This window comes from Streptantibioticus cattleyicolor NRRL 8057 = DSM 46488, assembly GCF_000240165.1.
GTDB classification, from domain to species: domain Bacteria; phylum Actinomycetota; class Actinomycetes; order Streptomycetales; family Streptomycetaceae; genus Streptantibioticus; species Streptantibioticus cattleyicolor.
This window is the reverse complement of sequence record NC_017586.1, coordinates 6,231,681-6,252,819: the sequence shown is the minus strand read 5'-3', so window position 1 is coordinate 6,252,819 and position 21,139 is coordinate 6,231,681. Positions and strand designations below refer to the sequence as shown.

The following is a 21,139-nucleotide window of genomic DNA, read 5'->3' as shown; positions in this document are numbered from 1 at the left end:
GTGTTGCGGAGGCTGACGGCGCGGGCGTGCGCCGGGCGTGCAAGCGGGGATTCTCCCCGGTTACACGGGCCGGGGTGCGTGGTGAGGTGCCGCGGTGCGTGGTGAGGTGCCGCGGTGATGCGTTGTGGTGATGCGTCGTGGTGTGCGGCGGCGGGTGGTGTGTCCGGTGCGGTGTGGTGCGGTGCCGGCGGGTGTGCCGTGGTGGCGCCGGAGGGGTCAGGCGGCGCTGTCCTCGTGGGCCGCGGCCGGAGCCGGGGCGGGGGCGGGGCGCAGTTCGCGGTCGACGAAGGACAGCAGCCAGCGCTGGAAGTCCCCGCCCAGGTCCTCGCGTTCGCACGCCAGGCGCACGGTGGCGCGCAGGTAGTCGGCGCGGTCGCCGGTGTCGTAGCGGCGCCCGGTGTACACCACGCCGTGCACCGGGCCGGCGTCGCCGGTGCGGGCCATCTGCCGCAGCGCGTCGGTCAGCTGGATCTCCCCGCCGCGGCCGGGCGCGGTGGTGCGCAGCACGCCGAAGACACCGGCGTCCAGCACGTAGCGGCCGATGACCGCGTAGGTGCTGGGGGCCTGGTCGGCGGCGGGTTTCTCGACCAGGTCGGTGATGCGTACCACCGGTCCCGGACCGGTGTGTTCCACCGCCGCGCAGCCGTACAGGTGGATCTGGTCGGCCGGCACCTGCATCAGCGCCACCACCGAGCCGCCGAACCGCTCGCGGGTCTCGATCATCGACGGCAGCAGCGGGTCGCGCGGGTCGAGCAGGTCGTCGCCGAGCAGGACGGCGAAGGGGTCGGTGCCCACGTGCGGGGCCGCGCACAGCACCGCGTGGCCCAGGCCGCGCGGGTCGCCCTGGCGCACGTAGTGGATGTCGGCCATGTCGTTGGGTTCCAGGACCCGGGCCAGTTTCTCGTCCTCGCCCTTGCGCTGCAGGATCTCCTCGAGCTCGTAATTGCGGTCGAAGTGGTCCTCCAGCGGCCTCTTGTTGCGGCCGGTGACCATCAGCAGGTCCGACAGCCCGGCGGCCACGGCCTCCTCCACCACGTACTGGATGGCCGGCTTGTCGACGACCGGCAGCATTTCCTTCGGGGTCGCTTTCGTGGCCGGCAGAAAACGCGTTCCGAGACCGGCCACCGGAATGACCGCCTTGCGGACGCGGTCAGGGTTTCGACTCATACCGAACACGATAGGCACGCGGGCACGGATGGGAAACAGCTTCCCGCCCCGATTCAACCGGGGAAAACCCGTCCGCCCCGGCCCCGCGAATATACCCCCGCCCCGCCCCCGCCCACACCGCCCCGCCGCAAAATCCCGCCCCCGGGGAAGAACCCCTTGCCGGACCGGGCGCCGGGAAACACCAATCCCCGCCCGCCCCGAATGCCGGCCGCCCGGCTCCCGGGGGCGTACCGGACTGCCCCCGGCAGCCGCCTCGCGGCACCGTGCCGGTCCGCCCCTTCCGGGCCGGGGCGCGAGCGGCCCCTCCGCCCGGGCGGATGCGTTCCGGGCCGTTGCGCGGCAGCCGGACCGGGGGGCACCCCGGGCCCCGGATCGCCGGGGCCCGGCCGTGAGCGGCAGCCGGTGCACGGAACCGGGCGAGCCCGCACCCGCCCCGGGAACCGGCCGCCCGCGCCGACCGCGTTACGGGCCCGGGCCGCCGTGGCCGCGCGGCACCGCCCGGAGGAGCGTGCCGGCACGTCCCCGGGCGCCGTCCGCGAGCCGGTACCCCCAGGGCCTCCGCCGCCACGGCGGAGGCGGCCCGGGCCGTGCCGTCCCCGTGCGGCCGGGTGACGGCAGACCCTCGCGCCCTGGCCGGGCACGGGCCGCTCGCACCGGCGGCGTCAGGGCACCGGAACGCGCACCCGGTGCGCAGGGGCGGACCGGCATCCGGGCGGCCGGTCCGCAACCGGCCCGGGCGCGGGCCCGCCCGGGTGATCCGCCCAGGCACGGACCGTTCACGGCAGCCGCGTTACGGGGGTTGGACAGGCCCGCGGCCGGCCCGCTCGCACCAGTCGCGCCAGGAAGCCGGCCCCGGGGCACTCGCGTCCCGGGCACCCCGCACAGGCCACACCACGACGTGACCGCAGCCCGTCACAGCAGCCCCACCACCGGCCCCACCCCAGGCCAGGGACACCCGCACGGCAGCCGGGCCACCACGCCACGGAACCGGACCCCGCCATACCCCCGCGCGGCAGACCCTCGTCTCGGGACGCCGCCCCGGCGCACTCGCGTCCCGGGCACCCCGCACGGGCCACGCCACGGCACGGCCGCAGCCCGTCACAGCAGCCCCACGACCGGCCCCACCCCAGGTCAGGGACACCCGAACGGCAGCCAGGCCGTCACGGGACGGACCGGACCGGGCACGCCCCGGGCTGGCCGGTTGCGGGACCGGGGCGGACGCCGGGCGGGGCGTTGTGGGTGCCGTCCGTGCCCGGTGTGGGCGCGGGCACCGGCGTGTCCCGCGTTCGCGCGGGGAGCGGGGCGGGGGGTGCCGCTGGGGTCACAGGGTGCCTTCGGCTTTGGTGGAGGCGGTGTGGTCGTCCGGGGCGATGCGGGGCAGCAGCAGGTGCCAGATGCGGGCCAGCCAGGCGCGGCCGGGGGCGGGCAGCGGGCCGGCGGGGCCGGGGTCGGGGAGGGCGGCGGACAGGTGGCCGGGGACGCGCTGGGCGGTCTCCAGGCCGGTGACGGTGCAGGTGATCAGCACGGCCAGGGCCTGCACGTCGGCCTCGGGCAGCAGGCTGCCGTCCCGGGCCGCCTCCTCCAGCAGGACGCGGACCTGCGGCAGCCAGGCGGAGAACCACTGCGGCTGTTCCGCCTGCCCGTCGCGGTCCCGTTCCCGGCTCAGCCGCAGGCCCGCGCGGGCGACCGCGTTGCCGGACAGCAGCCGGGCCAGGGCGTGGGTGACGTCGATGAGGTTCTGCAGCGCGGTGCCGCCGCCGGCCGCGGCGTCCTGCACCGCCTGCCGGGTCATGCGCCAGGCCAGGTCCTCGACCGCGTCGGCCAGTTCCTCCTTGGTGGCGAAATGGAAGGACAAGGCCCCTTTGGTCACACCGGCGGTGTTGCTGATCCGCACCAATGAGGCGCGTTCGTAGCCGAGCCGGTCGAATACCTCGGCCGCCGAGCAGACCAGAGCGTGCCGGGTCCGTTCCGCCCTTTCCTGTTTCACCACTGAACACTCTCCCGTTCCCGGTGCCGGATCTGACACGCCAGGGGCCGGATCCCTTCCGCGTCCGGTCCCGGAACCTATCACGCGCTTTACCTGCGGCGGGCCCGGATTCCACCACGGGTAAAGGCGTGCGGACAGAATTTCGAAAAACGCCGGCCAGGTTTTTCCCGCCGCCGGCCGTGTACCGGACGGCGGCGGGTGCGGACGGGAAAGGCCGGGGGCGGGCAGGAGGGCTTCGGGCAGGGCCGGCGGCCACTGGCCGGCTTTCACGACAGCCGCGGGGACCCGGAGGGCTCGCGGGGGGCGTGACGGCCCGGGGTCCTCCAACGGCCGCGGGGATCAAGGGGACTTGGACGCGCTGAGGGTTCGGAGGGGGCTGAGGGGTTGACAGGAGGCTGCGGGGGCCGGGGACTGGTGCCGGATCGGGACCGGGCTGGTGTGGGGCCGGGGCTGCGGCCGGGGTCGGGGGCCGGGGGGCGGCCGGTTGTGTGTGCGGTGCGGGCCGGGGGGTGTGCACTGGTGGGGAACGGGCGGCGGGCGGGCGGGCTGCGGTGCGGGGGCGCGGCGGCGGCGACTGCGGCAACTCCCCACAGTCGCAGCGGGCGCCGGCTGCGGCGTTGCCCGCCTGCCCGGGGCGCGGGTTGACTGCGGGATGTGTGTTTCTCCGGCCCGGGCGCGCCAGGTGCCGTCCCGGGCCGGGGCGGGAAGGACCGCCGGCCCTGCCGAGGGGTGGGGTGCCGGCGGTCGCGGGCCGGCCGGCGGGCGCCGTCGCGGCCCGGGCGGGCCGCCGGGCGGGCGGGCCGGCCGGGCGGCCGCGGGGCCGGTGCGGGCGTCCGGGACAGCTGCGCCCGGTGGTCCCCGGTCCTGTTCCGCCGTGTCCTGGAAAGTCTCCCCGATCTCCTTTCCGTCCCTCTTACCGGTCGTCACGGTCCTCCTCGAAATCTTCTCCGGCAGGGAGCAGCTGGTGGTGTCTTTACGCATCGTGGTGGCACCGCGCTGCTGTGGTGGCCGTGGGGGCGGGGGCGGCCGGGCGGTGGTGGTGCGGTGCGCGGGGCCGGGCGGGCCCGGGCGGGCCGTGCCGTGCCGCGGGGCGCATGCCGCGGTGCCGCCGAGTGCGGGGCCGGCGGCGGGCGCGGGGCGGGACGGGTGCGGCGGGGCGGGACGGGCCGCGGGGCGGGCATCCCGGATGGCGGTGCCGTGGTGCGCGGTTGCAGGGCGCACCCGTGCGGGCCGGCCGCGTCGTTTCGTCCGCAACCAGGCCATGGGGGGCCGTTACACCATGGGAATCGTCACCCCGCTGCCGACCGGCCGGCTGGTCGGCAAGCGCATCGGGATCCTGCTGGAAAGCGACTTCGTCGAAGAGGAGATCGGCTACTACCAGCGCCGGTTCGCCGAGGAGGGCGCCGGCGTCGAGCTGCTGACCCGGCTGTGGGGCCGGCCGTCGCTGACGTTCACCGGGCACGGGCACCGCGCGGCGCTGGAGGTCGCCGGTGATCTGGAGGCGCTGGACTACCACGAACTGTCGCAGCTGGCCGCGCTGCTGGTGCCCTCGGGGATGGTCGCCGACCGGCTGCGGTACAGCGAGAACGTCGAACAGGACCCGCCGGCGCTGGAGCTGATGCGCCGTGCGTTCCGGATGCCGCATCTGGTCAAGGCGTTCTCCAGCCACGGGCTGCTGCTGCTCTCGCGCGCCCCGGACCTGCTGCGGGAGCGTCCGGTGGCCTGTCACAACAACGTGGCCGCCGATGTGCGCAACATGGGCGCGGTCTACCTCAACCAGGACGTGGTCGTCGACCGTGACCTGGTCACCTGCCGCACGGTCGAGCACTGCCACCTGCTGGCCCGCACCGTCATCGAGCGGCTGAGCACCCCGCGCGGGGCCGCCGCGTGAGGCGCGCGCACCGGCCCCGCGCTCCCGCGTGCCGGCGGTGTTGCCGGTGCCGCGGCGGCCCGGGGCCGTCGCGGCACCGCCGCACCCCGCCGACCGGCGGTTGCACTCCACCGACAAGTGGTCGCACCCCGCCGACAAGTGGTTGCACCCCCTCCGACAAGCGAAAGAGGCCGTTGATGGCGTTCGAGGCGTATGTGGGGCATGCCGGGCCCACCACGACGGTGTATCTGGCCGGTGAGCTGACCGACGAGGAGGTCGGGCGGCTGCGGCGGCTGATCGAGGCGGCGCTGGCGCGTCCGATGGACCGGCTGGTGCTGCGCATGGCGGAGCTGACGTCGGTGACCGCGGGCGCGGTGCGGTGTCTGGCCTTCGCGCAGCAGCGGCTGCCGGCCGGCGCGGACATCGTGGTCGACGGGGCCGGCGAGCCGGTGCGGCGCATGCTGGCCGCCGGCGGGCTGGACCAGTGCGTGACGGTGGTGACCGGGACGCTCACGGCCGGCAAGGCCGCCTGACCACCCCCCTGTTCTTCCGTGGCCGGGGGGCGTCGCGGTCCCCCGGCCCCGGGGCGCGGCCCGTGCGCATCCGTGCCGGTGCGCGCGGGCCCGTTCCCGCGCATCCGGGCCGGTGCGGTGGCGGGGCCCTTGTGTCCCGGTGCCGCCGTGCGGGTCCGGCAGGGGGGTGGTGCACATCGCTGACCTTGGATTCTTTTTCCGTTCGACAGAAGGGGACCGTCCCGTCATGAAGGCCGTCGTGATGGCCGGGGGCGAAGGCAGCCGCCTGCGCCCGTTGACCGCCACCGTGCCCAAGCCCTTGCTGCCGGTCGCCGGGCGTCCGGTGATGGAGCACGTCCTGCGGCTGCTGCGGCGGCACCGGCTGACCTCCACCGTGGTGACGGTGGCGTATCTGGCCGATGCCGTGCGCGAGGAGTTCGGGGACGGTTCGGCCCTGGGCATGCAGCTGGCGTACGCGCACGAGAGCGTCCCGCTGGGCACCGCGGGCAGTGTCAGGAACGCCGCCGGGCTGCTGGGCGGCGAGCCGTTCGTGGTGATCTCCGGTGACGCGCTCACCGACTTCGACCTGAGCGCCCTGATCGCCTACCACCGCGCGAAGAAGGCGCTGGTGACGGTGTGTCTGGCGCGGGTGCCCGAGCCGGTGGAGTTCGGCATCACCGTCACCGCGCCCGACGGGCGCATCGAGCGGTTCCTGGAGAAGCCCACCTGGGGGCAGGTGTTCTCCGACACCGTCAACACCGGGATCTACGTGATGGAGCCGCAGGTGCTCCAGCACGTCCCCGACGGTGCCGCCGACTGGTCCAAGGACGTCTTCCCCGCGCTGATGGCGGCCGGCCTGCCGGTGTTCGGGTACGTCGCCGAGGGCTACTGGGAGGACATCGGCACCCACGACAGCTACCTGGCCGCCCACGCCGACGTGCTGGCCGGGCGGGTGGAGGTCGAACCGGTGGGCAGCGAGCGGGAGGCGGGCATCTGGGTCGGGGACGGGGCGCGGATCGCGGCCGACGCGCAGCTGAACGCGCCGGTGGTCATCGGCCCGGGTGCGCAGATCGCCTCCGGTGCCCGGGTCGGCCCGGGCACCGTCATCGGGGCCGGCACCGTGGTCGAGCAGGCCGCGGTGGCCGAGGGCGCGGTGGTCGGCGAGCACAGCTACATCGGCCCGGCCGCCGCCCTGGCCGGGTGCGTGACGGGCCGCAACAGCCGCCTGCGCGGCGGGGCGCGGATCGGTGAGGGCGCCGTGCTCGGCGACGGGTGCCTGCTCAAGGAGCACGCCACGGTCGCCGCCGGGGTCATGGTGCCCCCGGGGCGGACCCTGGAGGCGCACGCCACCGCCGCCACCACCGTGCTGCGGGCCCGCACCCCGCGCACCATGTTCGCCTCCCGCGGCCTGTCCGGTGCCCTGGGCGTCGACCTGACCTGCGAGAGCGCCGCCCGGCTGGCGGGGGCGTTCGCCACCCAGGTCCCCGACGGGGCGGTGGTCACCGTCGCCCGTGACCACTCCCACGCCGGGCAGGTCCTGGCCCCGGTGCTGACCGCGGCGCTGCGGGCGGCCGGGGTGGACGTGCGCGACCTGGGCCACCTGCCGCTGCCGGTCGCCCGGCACGAGACCGCCCTGGCCGGCGGCGGTGCCCTGATCGCCGCCGCCGCCCCCGGCCGGCCCGACTGCGCCGACCTGCGGGTGCTGGACGGCGACGGCATCGACGCCACCCCGGCCGCCCACCGCACCCTGGAACGCCTGATGCACCGCGCCGAGCACCGGCGCACCACCGCCGGCCACATCGGCGCCCTGCACAGCGGCGAGGCCGCCGCCCAGGCCGCCCTGGACGCCTACGCCGGCCACCTGGCCGACCGCATCCCCCACCCGGACGCCGGTGACGGCGGCGGGGGGGTGCGGGTGGTCCTGGACGCCGCGTTCGGCGCCGCCGGCCTGCTGCTGGACGCCGTCATCTCCCGTACCGCGCTGCGCGCCCTGGTCATCAACACCGGCCTGGACGGTGCCCGCGCCACCGAGACCGCCACCGAACGCCACGGCGCCCTGGCCTACCTCGGCAGCGTCGTCACCGCCAACAACGCCGCCTTCGGGGTGCGTTTCGACCCCACCGGCGAACGCCTCCACCTGGTCGACGGCACCGGCCGGCCGGTGCCCGATGAGACGACGCTGCTGCTGATGTGCCACCTGAGCGCGGCCCACGCCCGCACCGGGCGCATCGCGCTGCCGGCCACCGCCAGCCGCACCGCCGCCGGCCTGGCCGCCGCCCACGGCGCCACCGTGGAGTACACCCCCACCACCCCCGGCCAGCTCTCCCGTGCCGCCGCCGACGGCCGCACCATCCTGGCCGGCGACACCGAAGGCGCCTTCGTCATCCCCCAGGCCGGCCCCCACCCCGACGCGATCGCCGCCCTGCTGCACCTGACCGCCCTGCTTCGCGCCCACCGCGAACCGCTCAGCAGCCTGCTGGCCGCCCTGCCCACCCCCCACGTGCGGCGCCGCCGGCTGCCCACCCCGTGGGAGACCAAGGGCCACCTGATGCGTACCGTCGCCGACCAGGCCGGCACCCGCACCATCGACACCACCGACGGCATCCGCATCGTCGAGGCCGACGGCCGCTGGACCCTCATCCTGCCCGACCCCGCCCACCCCGCCACCCACCTGTGGGCCGAAGCCGGCACCGACGCCGAGGCCCACGCCCTGCTGGACCACTGGACCACCGCCCTGACCCACCCCACCACCGCCTGACCCCCGATCACCGGTTTCCGGTTCCGTGTCCTGGCGCGGCCGGCCCCGCACCCGCGGAGGCCGGCCGTACCGCTTCCCGCCCCCGGGCCGGGGCGCCGGGGCGGGGGGCGGGCAACCTGCCCGCAGCGCGCAGGGACTTGACACCACGGGGCCGGGCGGCCTGGCGCGGCGCGGCGGGCGGCACCTAAAATGCCCACCGCCGCTTGCCACCCACCCGCACCAGGCGAGAAGGACACCATGGCGCCGCCACCGAAGCCGACCACCCCCGCACCGCCCGCGGCGCCCGCACCCCGACCGGCCCCCGCCCCCCGCGGCGCGGCCGTCACCGAACTCGCCGCCCGCACCACCGCCCTGGCCGCCGCCCTGGACGAGGCCACCACCACCGCCCTGGCCCCCACCGGGCTGACCCGCGCCGACTACGACGTCCTGGCCGCCTTGCACCGCACCGGCCCGCCCCACCGCCTCAAACCCACCGACATCACCGCCGCCTGCCACCTGTCCTCCGGCGGCACCAGCAACGTCCTGCGCCGCCTGGCCACCTCCGGCTACATCACCCGCGAAGCCGACGCCCACGACGGCCGCAGCACCTGGGTCGAACTCACCCCCGAAGGCCACCACCTGACCACCCAGGCCCTCACCGCCACCACCACCGCCCACACCCGCCTGCTCGCCCACCTGCCCCCCGACACCCTCACCACCTTGACCACCCTCCTCCGCCAGGCCCTGCACCCCTGACCCGCCCCCGGGCAGCCTCCGGGGGCGGGTCACGCCCCGCATGGCCCCGGGGGCCCGGGGGGGGCGGCTCCGGGGCGGACCGGCCCCGGGTGGCCTGGGGAACGGCCAGGCGGCGCCGGCCCCGCGTGGCCGGGGGGCTCCGGGGCGGAACCGGTCCCCGCGTGTTCCGGGCAGGGGCAGCTCCCGGGGCGCTCCAGCCCCACGTGGCTCCGGGGGCTCGCAGGCGGCGCCGGCCCCACCCGGCCTTGCGAGGGTGCCCAGGGTGCGCCGGCCCCGCGTGGCCGGAGCGGGCCGCGCCACGGGTACGTGCGCCCGTGCGGGCGCCGCAGCCCCAGCAAAAGGCGGGCCGCCGCTTTCCCGTTCAGCCCGCCGCGCAGGCCAACACGCCTACGGTGTACGCGGCCCGGGGCCGAGACCGGCCGCATGGAAAGGCGCCGCACACCCGCAAGACACGCCGAACAGGCCGGCACGCCCGTGCCCCGTGCGCTCCGCCCCGAAGACCAGCCGCCCCGGCGGACACCCCGCGCATCGCAACACACCAGGCAGCACCTCCGCGTTCACCCCATCCGGCCGTCCCCAGCAGGCGGGGCCCGGGCAGGCGGCGGTACGGCAGCCCCGCGAACGGGCCCCCGAAGACGCGGCCCCGCCTGCCGGTTCAGCCCACCACGCCTGGCAGGCGTGCCCCGGCCCGGGACCGGCCGTACCAGCAGGCACCGCTGCCCGACACTGTCCGCACCCTCCGGCATGCCCGCAGCCCGACACGCTCCCGTCCCCGGAACCGTCCGCACCGGATGGCACCGTACGTGCGAAACGCGCGCCGCCGCCTCACCGTTCAGCCCGCCGCACGGACCAACGTTCCCTCGACGCACGCACCCCAGCCGCCCCGAACCGGCCGCACCCAGCGAGCACGGCGCCCGATGTGACACCGCCTCGGCGTTCCCTCTCCCGGCCACCTCGCCCTCAGACACACACCCCCGCAGGGGACCGGCCACCGGCGACACGGCACGCCCGCCGGACAACGCAGCGGCCCGCATCCCGCAGCCGACGAGACCGCCGGCCCCGTGAACGGCCCGCAACCCCGGAACGGCGCGGCACCGCCTCTGTGTTCAACTCACCACACCTGGCAGGCGTGCCCCGGCCCGGGACCGGCCGCACCAGCAGGCACCGCTGCCCGACACTGTCCGCACCCCCTCGGCGCCCAACGCACCGCACCGGCCAACACGCCCGCAGCCCGACACGCTCCCGGTCCCGGAACCGTCCGCACCGGATGGCACCGTACGTGCGAAACGCGCGGCGCCGCCTCACCGTCCAGCCCGCCGCACGGACCAACGTTCCCTCGACGCACGCACCCCAGCCGCCCCGAACCGGCCGCCACCGGCAGGCACCACGCCCGGCGGAAGCCGCACCGCCGCAGGAGACAACGCCCCGGCCGCCTTGCCGGCACCACGCGAACGGTACTGCACCGGGGCACACACCAGCAGGCGCAGGCACCCCGCCCCAAGCCCGGCTACGCCAGGTCCCCCAGCCACCCCGATCGCACCACCTCTGTGTGCACCGTCTCCGGTCCCGGCGGGCCACGCCCCCGGCGCCCTGGCGCGACCCGGCGCCGCCCACCCGCACACGCCAGTCGCCCGGACGAGACGCCGCCCACGGGGAGTCCGGCACGCCCGTGCGGGACAACACCTCCCGCACGCGGGACGGTCCGGCGCCGGCCCCACCTACCCCGGCGTCCCGGCGCGTCCCAGTGCAGCCCCGGGCAGGCCACACATCATCAGCTGCCCAGGGTCAACCGGGGCCCAGGGGGCCGCCGTCGGCCGGGCAACACCCCCTCCGGCACCTGCTTCACAGCTCCAGGGCCGACCGTGCCGGCGGGCCCTCCTTCCAAAGGCACGCCATTGACGGGCGGTTCACCTCGCCGCACCGGCCGGGCCCCGCAGACAGCGGACACCACACCAACAGGCCCCGCTCGGCGACGACAAGGCACGGTCCCGGACGGGGGGTGCGGATGCGGGCGGTGACGGGAGACCGGGCAACGCGGGCGGCGGCGCGGCCCGCCACCCCGGAAGTGCGGGGGCGTCAGCGTGACCGTCACCACCACCGGCACTTCCCGGGCCGCCGGGGGTCACCACGCCCCGCCGCCGCGGCCCGCCGCCCCTCGAAGCCCGGGGGGGCATCAGCGCACCGCCCAGCCGTCCGCCTACCCGCCCGCCCAGCCGGACACCGTCACCGTACGGCCACCACTCCGGCGCAGCCGGGGACAGGCAGCGGCCGGGATAACGGCGCAGCCGGGGCTACAGAACGGCCGGCGTCACGGCGCAGCCGGAACCACGCAGCCGCCGGGGCACCGGCGCAGCCGAGGACGCAGACGATCCGGGCCCACGGCGCAGCCGGTACCGCACAGGGGCCGGGGTCACGCAGCCGCCGGGGCACCGGCGCAGCCGGGGACGCAGAGGATCCGGGCCGCGACACGGGCCCGTACCGGACAGGATCCGGGCCCACGGCGCAGCCGGTACCGCACAGGGGCCGGGGTCACAAGGCGGCCGGGGCACCGGCGCAGCCGGGGACGCAGAGGATCCGGGCCGCGACACGGGCCCGTACCGGACAGGATCCGGGGCCGCGGCGCGGCCGGTGCCGCACGAGGGCCGGGGTCACAAGGCGGCCGGGGTCTGGCGGGCCCGCGCGCCGGCCAGCGCGCGCTGGATCTGTTCCGTACTGGGAACGCCCTCCACCCGCCACGAGCCGATCGCCACGGTGGGCACCATCGAGACCCGGTCCACCCGGCGCGCCTCGGCCACCGCCCGCAGATGCCGGTCGGTGTAGCGCGGGGAGCCCAGCGCGGCGCGGAAGTCGCGCCGGTCCAGGCCCACCCGGCCGGCCAGCAGTGCCAGCACCGCGGTGTCGGAGATGTCCATCCCCTGCTGGAAGTAGGCGGAGAAGACCAGGTCGTTGTAGGCGGTCCCGGCCCCGTGCTCGGCCGCGTACTGGTAGCCGGTGAACGCCGCCCGGCTGCGCCGCAGCACCCGGCCCGGCGGCCGGCCCAGCGCCACCCCGTACCGCGCGGCCAGCGGGAGCACCGAGTTCTCCCACACTCCCCGCGGGTACTCCCCCGCCTCCTCCGCGCAGTCGGGGTTCAGCTCGAACGGCCGCCAGCACACCTCCACCCGGCCCTCCCCGTCCACGGTCCCGTCCCCGTCTCCGTTCCCGGTTCCGTTTCGGTCCCGGTCGGCCAGCGCGCCCGCCACGACCCGGCGGGCGATCAGACTGAACGGGCAGATGTAGTCGAACCACACATCGACCGTCACCGGCACGACACGCCTCCACAAAAGACCAAGCCGCACGGGCCGCCGCACCCCCCGGGAAGGCGAGCCGTCGACGACCGGCCCCCGAAGCAGCACCTGCGGCAGCACCGCCTGACACCCCGGCACCGGATGCCGGGGCCACACGCAGGCAGCCCGCCCACCGCCCGCCCCGGGCAGACCCCCGCTCCGTGCCGGCACCCTGCCGGCACACCCCCACACCCTCCCCCCGCCACCACCCCCCGCACAACACCGACTTACCAAAAAACACCCCCACACCCCCCAAACACCCCGCCCCCCGTCTCCCGCACCCCACCCTGGAACAACGGAAACAACACAACCCCCGGCAACAGCCGCAAACCAGACACCGCACGGAACCACCGGACGGAACCACGGCACGGAAAACACGACACCAGAGGCAGCGGGAAGCACCCACGAAGGCCGAAGCCAGGCCGGGCCCGGCAAGAGGACCGGGAACGCCGGAGGGCCAAGACCCCCAGAGGCCCGGGGCGCGGCGGAAGCCGGGCCCCGCCCCGCCAACCCGCCCCCGGGACGGGGCAATCGCGCCCCGCGAGCGGGGCATCGCAGCCCAGGGGCGGGCACGGCGAGGGGCGATCCGGCCTGCAACACCCCCCGGAGGGGGGCGGAGTGCGGTGCAGCCCAGGGGCACCCGCCCTGCCAGCCCGCCCCCGGGGCGGGGGCATCGGCGGCCCGGGCGGGGAGCGCGGCCGGGGCGACCCGGTCCGCAACGGGGGCAGCAACGGGGGCACCCCGGCCCGCGGCGGGAGAGGGCAACCCCCGTCCGGGGCGGAAGGGTGTCCCGGCCCGGGGCCGGAGAGGCGTCGTCCGGGACGGGGCGGAGGGGTGCCGTCCGGGACGGGGCGGAGGGGTGCCGTCCGGGACGGGGGCAACCGGGGAGGGGCGGGAGGCGGCAGGGCAACCGCTGCACCCGAAAAACAAACCAAATGCCTGGTACCATTTCGTCAGGTTTCCCTGGCGCCGGCGCCCCTTGGACCGCGCAGGATGGGAGCCGCCGTGGATCACCAGGAGACCGATGCTGGAGGGGGTCGCGTGTCTGCGCCGTACGCGCCGGATGTGCGGACGATGTCCCAGGCCGAGGAGGAGTCGGTGGCCGCGTTCGCACGGGATGTCTTCGCCCATCTGCCCCGCGCCGACCAGCGGCGCTGGGCGCAGGCGTACTTACGCGGCCTGCTGGCGCTGCCGGGCAAGAAGTCGATCCGGCGCCTGGCGCAGACGGTGGCCGCCTCCCCGACGGCCGCGCACTCCCTGCAGCAGTTCGTCAACCAGAGCCCGTGGGAGTGGATGCCCTCCCGGCAGGTCCTGGCCCGCCAGGTCGCCGCCCGGCTGCGCCCGCAGGCGTGGGTGGCCGCCCTGACGGTCATCCCCAAACGCGGGGAGCACTCGGTGGGGGTCCACCGCCGTTTCGTCCCCGAGGCCGGACGCACCCTCAACTGCCAGGTGGGCATCGGGCTCTTCCTCGCCTGCGGCCCGGCCAGCCTGCCGGTGGACTGGCGGCTGTACCTGGGCGGGCACTGGGCCGCCGACCCCGCCCGCCGCACCCGCGCCCGCGTCCCCGACGACGCCGCCCACCGCCCGGTATGGGCCCACGTCCTGGACCTGGCCGACACCGCCGCCACCGCCTGGAACCTGCCCGGCGCCCCCCTGGTCGCCGCCCTGCCCCACCTGCGCGACATCACCCCCCTGGCCACCGCCCTGACCGAACGCCGCCTGGGCTTCCTGCTGGAGATCTCCCCCGCCCAGCCCGTCCTGGCCGCCGCCCCCGGCACCCGCCCGCACACCGCACCCCGCCTCGCCCGCGCCGGCGACCTGCTCACCCCCGCCGCCCACCACCGCCACATCAGCCTCATCGAAGCCGGCACCCGCCCCCGCCACCTGACCGCCCGCTCCGGCCCGGTCCACCTGCCCGCCGCCCGCACCACCGCCCCCGCCGCCGGCTACCGCCTCCTGGCCCAGTGGACCCCCGCCGACCCCCGCCCCGCCCACCTGTGGCTGACCAACCTGCACACCCACCGCCTGGACCACCTGCTCACCCTCACCCGCCACCGCACCCGCACCGAAACCGCCCTGCGCACCCTGGAAAGCGACTTCGGCCTGCTGGACTTCGAAGGCCGCTCCTACCCCGGCTGGCACCACCACATGACCCTCGTCTCCGCCGCCTACGCCCACACCCACCTCCACCCCGCCCCACCCCTCACCCCCCAAAAACAAACCGCATAACCGGTACCGACAAGCCCTCCGTCCGCCCTGGCAACCACCCCGCACCACCGGCACCGCCCGCCGGACCGCTCCACCCCGCCCCCATCCTCCGGCCCCGGCCCCACACCCGCAGCCCCCAGCCCGCAGCCCGCAGCCCGCAGCCCGCAGCCCGCAGCCCGCACGCACAGCCCGTCCCGCCGCCCGCATCCCGCCCGCACGCCAGGGCCCGGCAGCCGCAGGAGACACACACCCCGGCCCGGGTCCCCCGCCCCGGCGGGCCAGGGGGAAACCGCACCACGACACAGCCCCCCGCCTCCCCCAGGCCCCCCAGCCCCGCCCCGTCCCGGGCCCGTTGGCCCATCCGCCCCCGCCGCACACCGCACCCTCCCCGGCCGGACCCGCCCCCGGCCCGGCCCCCCGGCACCGCCCCTCCCCCGCGGAGGGGCGGTGCCGCCACAACCAGCCCCACCCGCAGCCGGCCACCAGCAGCCCCCAGACCCGCCCCGGCCCGGCCTGGCCCGGCGCAGCCGGCACCCCTGGCCCCGCGCGGACGGGCCCCCGCCCGGCACACCGGACACCCCCGCAGGGCGCGGCCGTTGCGTGCCGTGCCGGCCCTCGCACCCGCGCAAGCCCGAACCGGCACAGCCGGCGCACCCCCGCAGTGCCGGGCACCCCTGCGGTGCCGGAGACGTCACTTCCCCTCCTGCCTCCCCGGCCCGGCCTGATGCCCCCGGACTCCGCCCGCCACAGCGGACACCCCCGCAGCGCACGGCCGTTGCGTGCCGCCCCTGGCCCTTGGCTTGTTCTTCAGCCTCAGGTCGCTGCGGGGTGCCGGCCGGCGGCGAAAACGCGGTGCGTGCCGGCACCACGCCCGGCAGACTCGCGGACATGACCGAGAAGATCACCCGCATCAACCCCGAGCAGCTGCATCAGACGCCCGGCTACCACCACATCACGGTGGTGGAGGCAGGGCGGACGGCCTACCTGGCGGGACAGTGCCCGCTCGACCGGAACGGTGACCTCGTCGGTGCCGGTTCCCTCGAGACGCAGGCCGACCAGGTGGCCGCGAACGCTCTCACCGCCCTGGCCGCGGCGGGTGCCCAGCCACAGCACGTGGTGCGGTCGGTGATCTACGTGCGAAGCGGCCAAAGGGACATTCTCGCAGCCGCATGGCGCCGGCTCACCGAATCCGCCCTGGGACCGGCGTTCACCACCGCCAGCACACTCCTGGGCGTCGCCCAGCTCGGCTTTCCCGGACAGCTCATCGAGGTGGACCTCACCGTGGCCCTGCCCGACTGACTGCGAACGGCACATCGGAACCGGGCAGCCCGGCCGGGCAACCGCCGGACGCCGGGGCCACCTTCGTCCGATCACGTGCTCCAGCCAAGGCGCACGTGACCACGACGAAGACCCTGAGGGGGCGAGTCCGCCGCCCTGATGCTGCTGCACGGGAAGCGTCCGCGGAAGCGGCACGCTTCCGCGACGAGTTGTACGCGTGCCGGACCGTGCGGGGCGATGAACTGTTCGAGCCGGCAGACACGGTGCTGTGTGCGGTGCGCCCGGCGCTGGAGGTGACATTGCCGCCCGGGCACCCGGCGCGGGCACGGCGCCGGGTACGACGGCCTCAGCCAGGGCCGGACCGGCACCCGCGGACATCCCGCCGCAGGCGCCGCAGCGGCTGTTCCGCCACATCCACGGCCGGGCCAAGACCGCTTCACCGCTCATCCCCGGCCGTACCCGTTCGCCCCGGTGCTGGAGACGGGCACCACACCCTGGACACAGACCCTGGACACGGCCAGACCCGGCCAGACCGACGATACCCCTTGCGATCACCGCCGCGCGGCTCCGCGATACCGTCGAACAGCCCGTCACCGCAGACCCGTCGGCGCCGGGCGAGCCCGACCCCACCAACGCAACCGACACCGGCCACGACGCCACCCGCCTGGCCCGGGGCCCTGCAGGACCTGACTGCCGAGCCGGCCGGCCGCATCCGCGGCAACCGTAGGATGCGGCTGCCGAAGCCGGCGCACACCTACCCGAAAAGCGGCCGGCCACCGGAACACGCGCCGCAGCCCCGCTCCGCCAAACCTTCAGACACAGCCCGAGCCCGCCGTCACCACCTCATCACCGCCACCGCCCACGACGGCAAGGCCGTCACACAGACACGGGACCGCGCCCACCCCGGCCGGCCCACCGCACCACCCGGCCGGACCATCAAGGCGAACTCCACCCGCCCGAAAGCGACATCGACCCGGCCGCAGGCCGGGCACCTGCCCAAGGACCGGACAGCCCCGGCGGTTGCGGTCGCCGTCCTCCAAGACCGGCGCGACAACGCGGACACCGGCCAGGCCTGGCAGACGTTCCTGCGACACCCCGGCCCCGAACACACATTCCGGCCATCCACACAGACACCGGGCCGCACCCGGCCCCGGCTTCGGGAACCAGAGGCTGCAGACCGGCGGACGCGGCCGGTCATCACGCGGGCTGCGAACTGCCCGCGCCTCCGGCCACCCGCGACCTGCCGCACCCCCGGGCAGAAACCGACGGCGCCGCACCAGCTCACACCCGCACAGTCCGGCGGATGCTTCGAAAACCCCCGCCAGCACATACCCTGCCCCGCCAGGACACCGAAACCCCACCCCACCCGGGACGGGCCGCCCGGCACCCCGGACAGGCACCAGGCACCCCGCTACAACACGGCCACAACCATCCGCCACGAAAGGACACCCACCACCCCGAAGAACAAACTCGCAAGAGATACCGGAACGGAAAGCCAACGACGGCGGGGAGACCTTCGCCCCGGAACAGCGGCGCACCGGATCCGCCCCGCCAGCCAGGCACCCGTTTCCCCGGCAGCCCCGTTGCACACCCGCCCGCTCCAGCAGGAGCCCCCCTCCAGACAGCCCGCCGCACAACCACCGCCCGACGGGACAGAACAGCCCTTCCGCCCGGACACCAACGCAACGCGGCCCGACCTGCGCGAAGCACCACCCGGCGACCCGCCTCGTCCCGGCCCGGCCGGGCCGGGCCGGGCCGGGCCGGGACGAGGCGGGACGAGGCGGGACGAGGCGGGACGGGGCGGGGCGGGGCGGGGCGGGGCGGTACAGCAGGGCACCGTGCGGATGCCCGGCGCCTTCCCGACCGGACACCCCCGCAACGGACCCGCCCCGCACAGCGCGGCAACACTCCAGCCCGCACTGATGCGGCAACGGACCCAGCCCGCACTGATGCGGCAACGGCCCCGGCCCGCGTGACGCGCTCCGCCGCCCCGCAGCCCGCAGCCCGCAGCCCGCAGCCCGCAGCTGACAACGAGCACCGCGCCGCACACGGGACACACGCCCAGAACGGCACACGAGCACGCCCGGCACACCCGGGACGCAGACGGCTGCCGCAGCCCCGGACCGGACAAAACACAGCCGCAAGAACCCCCGGCAACCCGTGAACCACCGGCAACCCGCGTGTAGTTGACGGCCCGGAAGCCCCCGGCGCGGGAGTCCCCGGCGGCGCGGGTGCAGTTGGCCGCAGCGCGTGCAGCCGCCACCGCCCGGGCCGCACACGGCATCCAGCCCGGGCAGCGGCACAGCCGGCCGGACAACCAGATACTGCCGCCCGGCCACACGACACCGGCCCCGACGGATGGCCACGGCGGATGACCGCACCCCGCCAGGAAGACAACGACCGACCGCACAACCCATTGCGCAAGACAGCCCCGCACAAGAGACAGTCCCGCACGCCCCCCACCAGGACCGCCCAGCCACACGACGCCGGCCCCGACGGGTGGCCACGGCGGGTGACCGCACCCCGCCAGGAAGACAACGACCGACCGCACGACTTACTGATCGTTTCAGAATGAGTTCAGCCGTGGGTCTTGCGCTCGACGATCTTGGTCGGCAGGGTGTCCGGGGTGCGTGCTGATCTTGTTCCTGACGATCTGTGGGAGCGGGTGGCCCCGCTGTTGCCGCCCGCTCCCGAACGGCGCCGTCGCCACCCCGGGCGGCTGCGTGTTCCCGACCGAGTGGCGCTCGCGGGCGTCCTGTACGTGTTGCGGACCGGTGTCGCGTGGCGGGATGTCCCTGCGGAGACCGTGGGCTGCTCCGGGGTGACGGCCTGGCGCCGGCTGCGGGACTGGACCGAGGCCGGTGTATGGCCCCGCCTGCACGCCGCCCTGCTCAGCGAGTTGCGCCGTGCCGATCTGTTGGACCTGGACGACTTTGCCGTGGACGGCTCGCACGTCCGGGCGTTGAAAGGGGGGATCACGTCGGTGCCTCGCCCGTCGACCGGGCCCGCCCCGGCTCCAAGCACCACCTGATCGTCGACCGTCACGGCACCCCGCTCGCCGTCACCCTCACCGGCGGCAACCGGCACGATGTCACCCAGCTCCTGCCCCTGCTGGACACGGTCCCGCCGATCCGGGGCCTGCGGGGCCGCCCCCGCCGCAGGCCCCGGCGGCTGTATGCGGACCGGGACTACGACTTCGACAAGTACCGCCGCCTGCTGTGGAAACGCGGCATCAAGCCCATGATCGCCCGACGCGGCGTCGCCCACGGCTCCGGGTTGGGCAAGGTCCGCTGGGTGGTCGAGCGTGCCTTCGCCTGGCTGCACCAGTTCAAGCGACTCCGCATCCGCTACGAGCGACGCGCAGACATCCACCAGGGCCTGCTCGAACTGGCCTGCAGCCTCATATGCCTGCGCCGCCTACGAACCTCATTCTGAAACGATCAGTTATTGCGCGAGACGGCCCCGCACGAGAGACAGTCCCGCACGCCCCCCACCAGGACCGCCCGGCCACACGACATACCCGGGAACAAACAGAACCGGCAGCCGGAACGGCTACGCCGGCTCCCGGTCAAAACACCCGGGCACAGCCCAATACCACCCGCCCCGGACCGAACCCGCACCGTGCACGACCCGGACACCCCCGGCCCCCCGGCCGGCACCGGACCGGCAACCCGCCCCGGGAACGACCGGGCCGGCCCACTACCGCCCAACACCGAAACCACCCACGCCCGAACACCCGCAAGCCACCCGGCCGGCCCCCGCCCCCACGGGCGGACCTGCGGCACCCGCAGACCACCCTCAACAGACCGGACCAGCCCGCACACGACCCGCGACCCGCCCGCACCGGGAAGACCGAAGACCACCACACGACCCCCGAACCGGCAACCGGAAACCGGGAACCGCGGCACCCCGCCCGCCCACACCACGGCCCCGGGACAACCCGCCCCGCACCAGACCCCGGGCACCGGGCACCGGGCACCGGGCACCGGGCACAAGACCACCGTCCGCCCCGGCCGGCGGCCCAAACCATCACGCACCCCCGGCAACCGCAGACCGGGACACCCCACCGGCCCGAGAACCGCACCCATACCCGGCACAGGAGCACACCCACACCGCACCGCCCCCACCCAGGACCGCACGAACCCAGCCGCAGGACACGCACCCCACAGCCCCACCCCCACCCGCACAACCGGAACCGGCCGGCGAACACCCAGCCCAACAAACAGCCCAACAGACCACACGACGGGCAGGCGGAACGGGAACGGGACGGCGGGACGGGGCGACGGAACAGGCCAGGGGAACAGGCCGGCGGAACGGGAACAGGAACGGAGTCGCCGGCCAGGCCGGCGGAACGGGAACAGGCCAGGGGAACGGACAGGGAAACGGGTCAGGGAAGCGGCCAGGGAAAGGGGGCAGGGAAGCGGTCGGGGAAACGGGTCAGGGAAGCGGTCAGGACACCGGCTCACCGCCCGCCGGCACCGGCGCCGGACGAAGACCCCCCTCCGGCACCGACGACAACGCCGCCAGCGGCTCGTCGATCCGCAGATGCGCCACCATCCCCGGCACCGCGATCCCCGGCAGCAGACACCGCCACATCTCCGCCACCCGCTCCGGAAGATCCGCACGGTCGGTATAAAACTTCGACAGCAACTGGATCCCGCTGTACGCACCCACCAGCAGCCGCGCGATCCGCTCCGGCTCCACGTGCGGCCACATCTCCCCCCGCTCCTTCGCCGCCACCAGCTGCACCCCGAACGCCTCGATCCACAACTGGTACGGCGTGGTGTCCCGCATCCCGAACGCCGCCTGCTCCACCGCCAGACGCACCCCCGCCCGGAACAGCGGATCCCGCTGCAACGCCCCCGCCAGATACAACGTCAGATCAATCAGATTCTGCAGCCCCGCCGTCCCCCCCGGCAGCTCCAGCGCATCCCCCTGCGCCGCCATCACCCCCTGTGCAAGTGCTTCCTTGGACGGAAAATGAAAATACAACGCCCCCTTCGTCACCCCCGCCCGCGCCAAGATCTCACTGATACTCGCCCTGGCAAACCCCCGCTCCTCGAACACCGACGCCGCCGCCAGCACGATCTTCTCCCGCGTCCGCACCGCCCGCTCCTGCCTCAACCGCGCCACGGCAACCTCCACCAAACCGCTAGAAAGGAAACCATCCAGTATGTATTTTAACCCTCGCCCCCACCCCCGCCCCACCCCCCGACCCGCCCCACCCCGCACGATAGGACCAACCCCGCCCCCGCACCACCCACCACCAACCCACCCACCCCACCCCAAAACAAACCG

The 21,139-nt window shown here is 75.6% G+C and carries 11 protein-coding genes; 7 read left to right on the top strand and 4 right to left on the bottom strand.

The genetic code is table 11. The features are described 5' to 3' along the window. Nucleotides 1-216 precede the first annotated feature (216 nt). Together SCATT_RS27420 and SCATT_RS27415 are read right to left on the bottom strand one after the other, a co-directional pair. Complete coding sequence (locus SCATT_RS27420; protein ID WP_042507595.1) at nucleotides 217-1,167, bottom strand: UTP--glucose-1-phosphate uridylyltransferase; 951 nt, start codon at nucleotides 1,165-1,167, stop codon at nucleotides 217-219. A 1,321-nt stretch (nucleotides 1,168-2,488) separates the two neighbouring features. Next, nucleotides 2,489-3,157: a ScbR family autoregulator-binding transcription factor gene (locus tag SCATT_RS27415; RefSeq protein WP_014146496.1), complete on the bottom strand. Its 669-nt coding sequence runs from the start codon at nucleotides 3,155-3,157 to the stop codon at nucleotides 2,489-2,491. Between the two features lie 1,276 nt (nucleotides 3,158-4,433). Here SCATT_RS27415 and SCATT_RS27410 point away from each other — a divergent pair. The 4 genes from SCATT_RS27410 (at nucleotide 4,434) to SCATT_RS40450 (ending at nucleotide 9,029) form a co-directional block, all read left to right on the top strand. Beyond that, nucleotides 4,434-5,045, top strand: a complete 612-nt coding sequence (locus SCATT_RS27410) for a DJ-1/PfpI family protein (RefSeq protein ID WP_014146494.1) — start codon at nucleotides 4,434-4,436, stop codon at nucleotides 5,043-5,045. Nucleotides 5,046-5,221: 176 nt separating this feature from the next. Then, on the top strand, nucleotides 5,222-5,557 hold the full coding sequence (locus SCATT_RS27405; protein ID WP_014146492.1) for an STAS domain-containing protein: 336 nt from the start codon (nucleotides 5,222-5,224) through the stop codon (nucleotides 5,555-5,557). 226 nt (nucleotides 5,558-5,783) lie between these two features. Next, nucleotides 5,784-8,294 carry a sugar phosphate nucleotidyltransferase gene (locus SCATT_RS27400; RefSeq protein WP_014146491.1) on the top strand — a complete coding sequence of 837 codons (2,511 nt, stop codon included), beginning with the start codon at nucleotides 5,784-5,786 and terminating at the stop codon, nucleotides 8,292-8,294. Nucleotides 8,295-8,531: 237 nt separating this feature from the next. Beyond that, nucleotides 8,532-9,029 (top strand): MarR family winged helix-turn-helix transcriptional regulator, encoded by a 498-nt coding sequence (locus SCATT_RS40450; protein WP_014146490.1) that lies wholly within the window; start codon nucleotides 8,532-8,534, stop codon nucleotides 9,027-9,029. Nucleotides 9,030-11,677: 2,648 nt separating this feature from the next. Here SCATT_RS40450 and SCATT_RS27390 read toward each other — a convergent pair. Then, on the bottom strand, nucleotides 11,678-12,337 hold the full coding sequence (locus tag SCATT_RS27390) for a DsbA family oxidoreductase (protein ID WP_014146489.1): 660 nt from the start codon (nucleotides 12,335-12,337) through the stop codon (nucleotides 11,678-11,680). A 1,059-nt stretch (nucleotides 12,338-13,396) separates the two neighbouring features. Here SCATT_RS27390 and SCATT_RS40445 point away from each other — a divergent pair. The 3 genes from SCATT_RS40445 (at nucleotide 13,397) to SCATT_RS27370 (ending at nucleotide 19,276) form a co-directional block, all read left to right on the top strand. Then, a complete protein-coding gene (locus tag SCATT_RS40445) occupies nucleotides 13,397-14,584 on the top strand; it encodes an IS701 family transposase (RefSeq protein WP_014146488.1) in 1,188 nt (395 codons plus the stop codon). Between the two features lie 867 nt (nucleotides 14,585-15,451). Beyond that, nucleotides 15,452-15,862: a RidA family protein gene (locus tag SCATT_RS27380; RefSeq protein ID WP_014146487.1), complete on the top strand. Its 411-nt coding sequence runs from the start codon at nucleotides 15,452-15,454 to the stop codon at nucleotides 15,860-15,862. A gap of 2,605 nt (nucleotides 15,863-18,467) precedes the next feature. Continuing rightward, nucleotides 18,468-19,276, top strand: a protein-coding gene (locus SCATT_RS27370) for an IS5 family transposase (protein ID WP_086010123.1) whose coding sequence is annotated in 2 segments (ribosomal slippage) — nucleotides 18,468-18,807 and nucleotides 18,807-19,276 — 810 coding nt in all. Because the reading frame shifts where the segments join, the coding sequence is not laid out codon by codon here. Between the two features lie 1,014 nt (nucleotides 19,277-20,290). Here the strand turns inward: SCATT_RS27370 and SCATT_RS27365 are convergent. Continuing rightward, on the bottom strand, nucleotides 20,291-20,974 hold the full coding sequence (locus SCATT_RS27365; protein WP_014628787.1) for a ScbR family autoregulator-binding transcription factor: 684 nt from the start codon (nucleotides 20,972-20,974) through the stop codon (nucleotides 20,291-20,293). Nucleotides 20,975-21,139 lie beyond the last annotated feature (165 nt).

Coding starts and splice junctions, on each gene's coding strand:
- SCATT_RS27400 (WP_014146491.1), top strand. CDS start 5,784: ATGAAGGCCGTCGTGATGGCCGGGGGCGAAGGCAGCCGCCTGCGCCCG.
- SCATT_RS27410 (WP_014146494.1), top strand. CDS start 4,434: ATGGGAATCGTCACCCCGCTGCCGACCGGCCGGCTGGTCGGCAAGCGC.
- SCATT_RS27405 (WP_014146492.1), top strand. CDS start 5,222: ATGGCGTTCGAGGCGTATGTGGGGCATGCCGGGCCCACCACGACGGTG.
- SCATT_RS27420 (WP_042507595.1), bottom strand. CDS start 1,167: ATGAGTCGAAACCCTGACCGCGTCCGCAAGGCGGTCATTCCGGTGGCC.
- SCATT_RS40450 (WP_014146490.1), top strand. CDS start 8,532: ATGGCGCCGCCACCGAAGCCGACCACCCCCGCACCGCCCGCGGCGCCC.
- SCATT_RS27380 (WP_014146487.1), top strand. CDS start 15,452: ATGACCGAGAAGATCACCCGCATCAACCCCGAGCAGCTGCATCAGACG.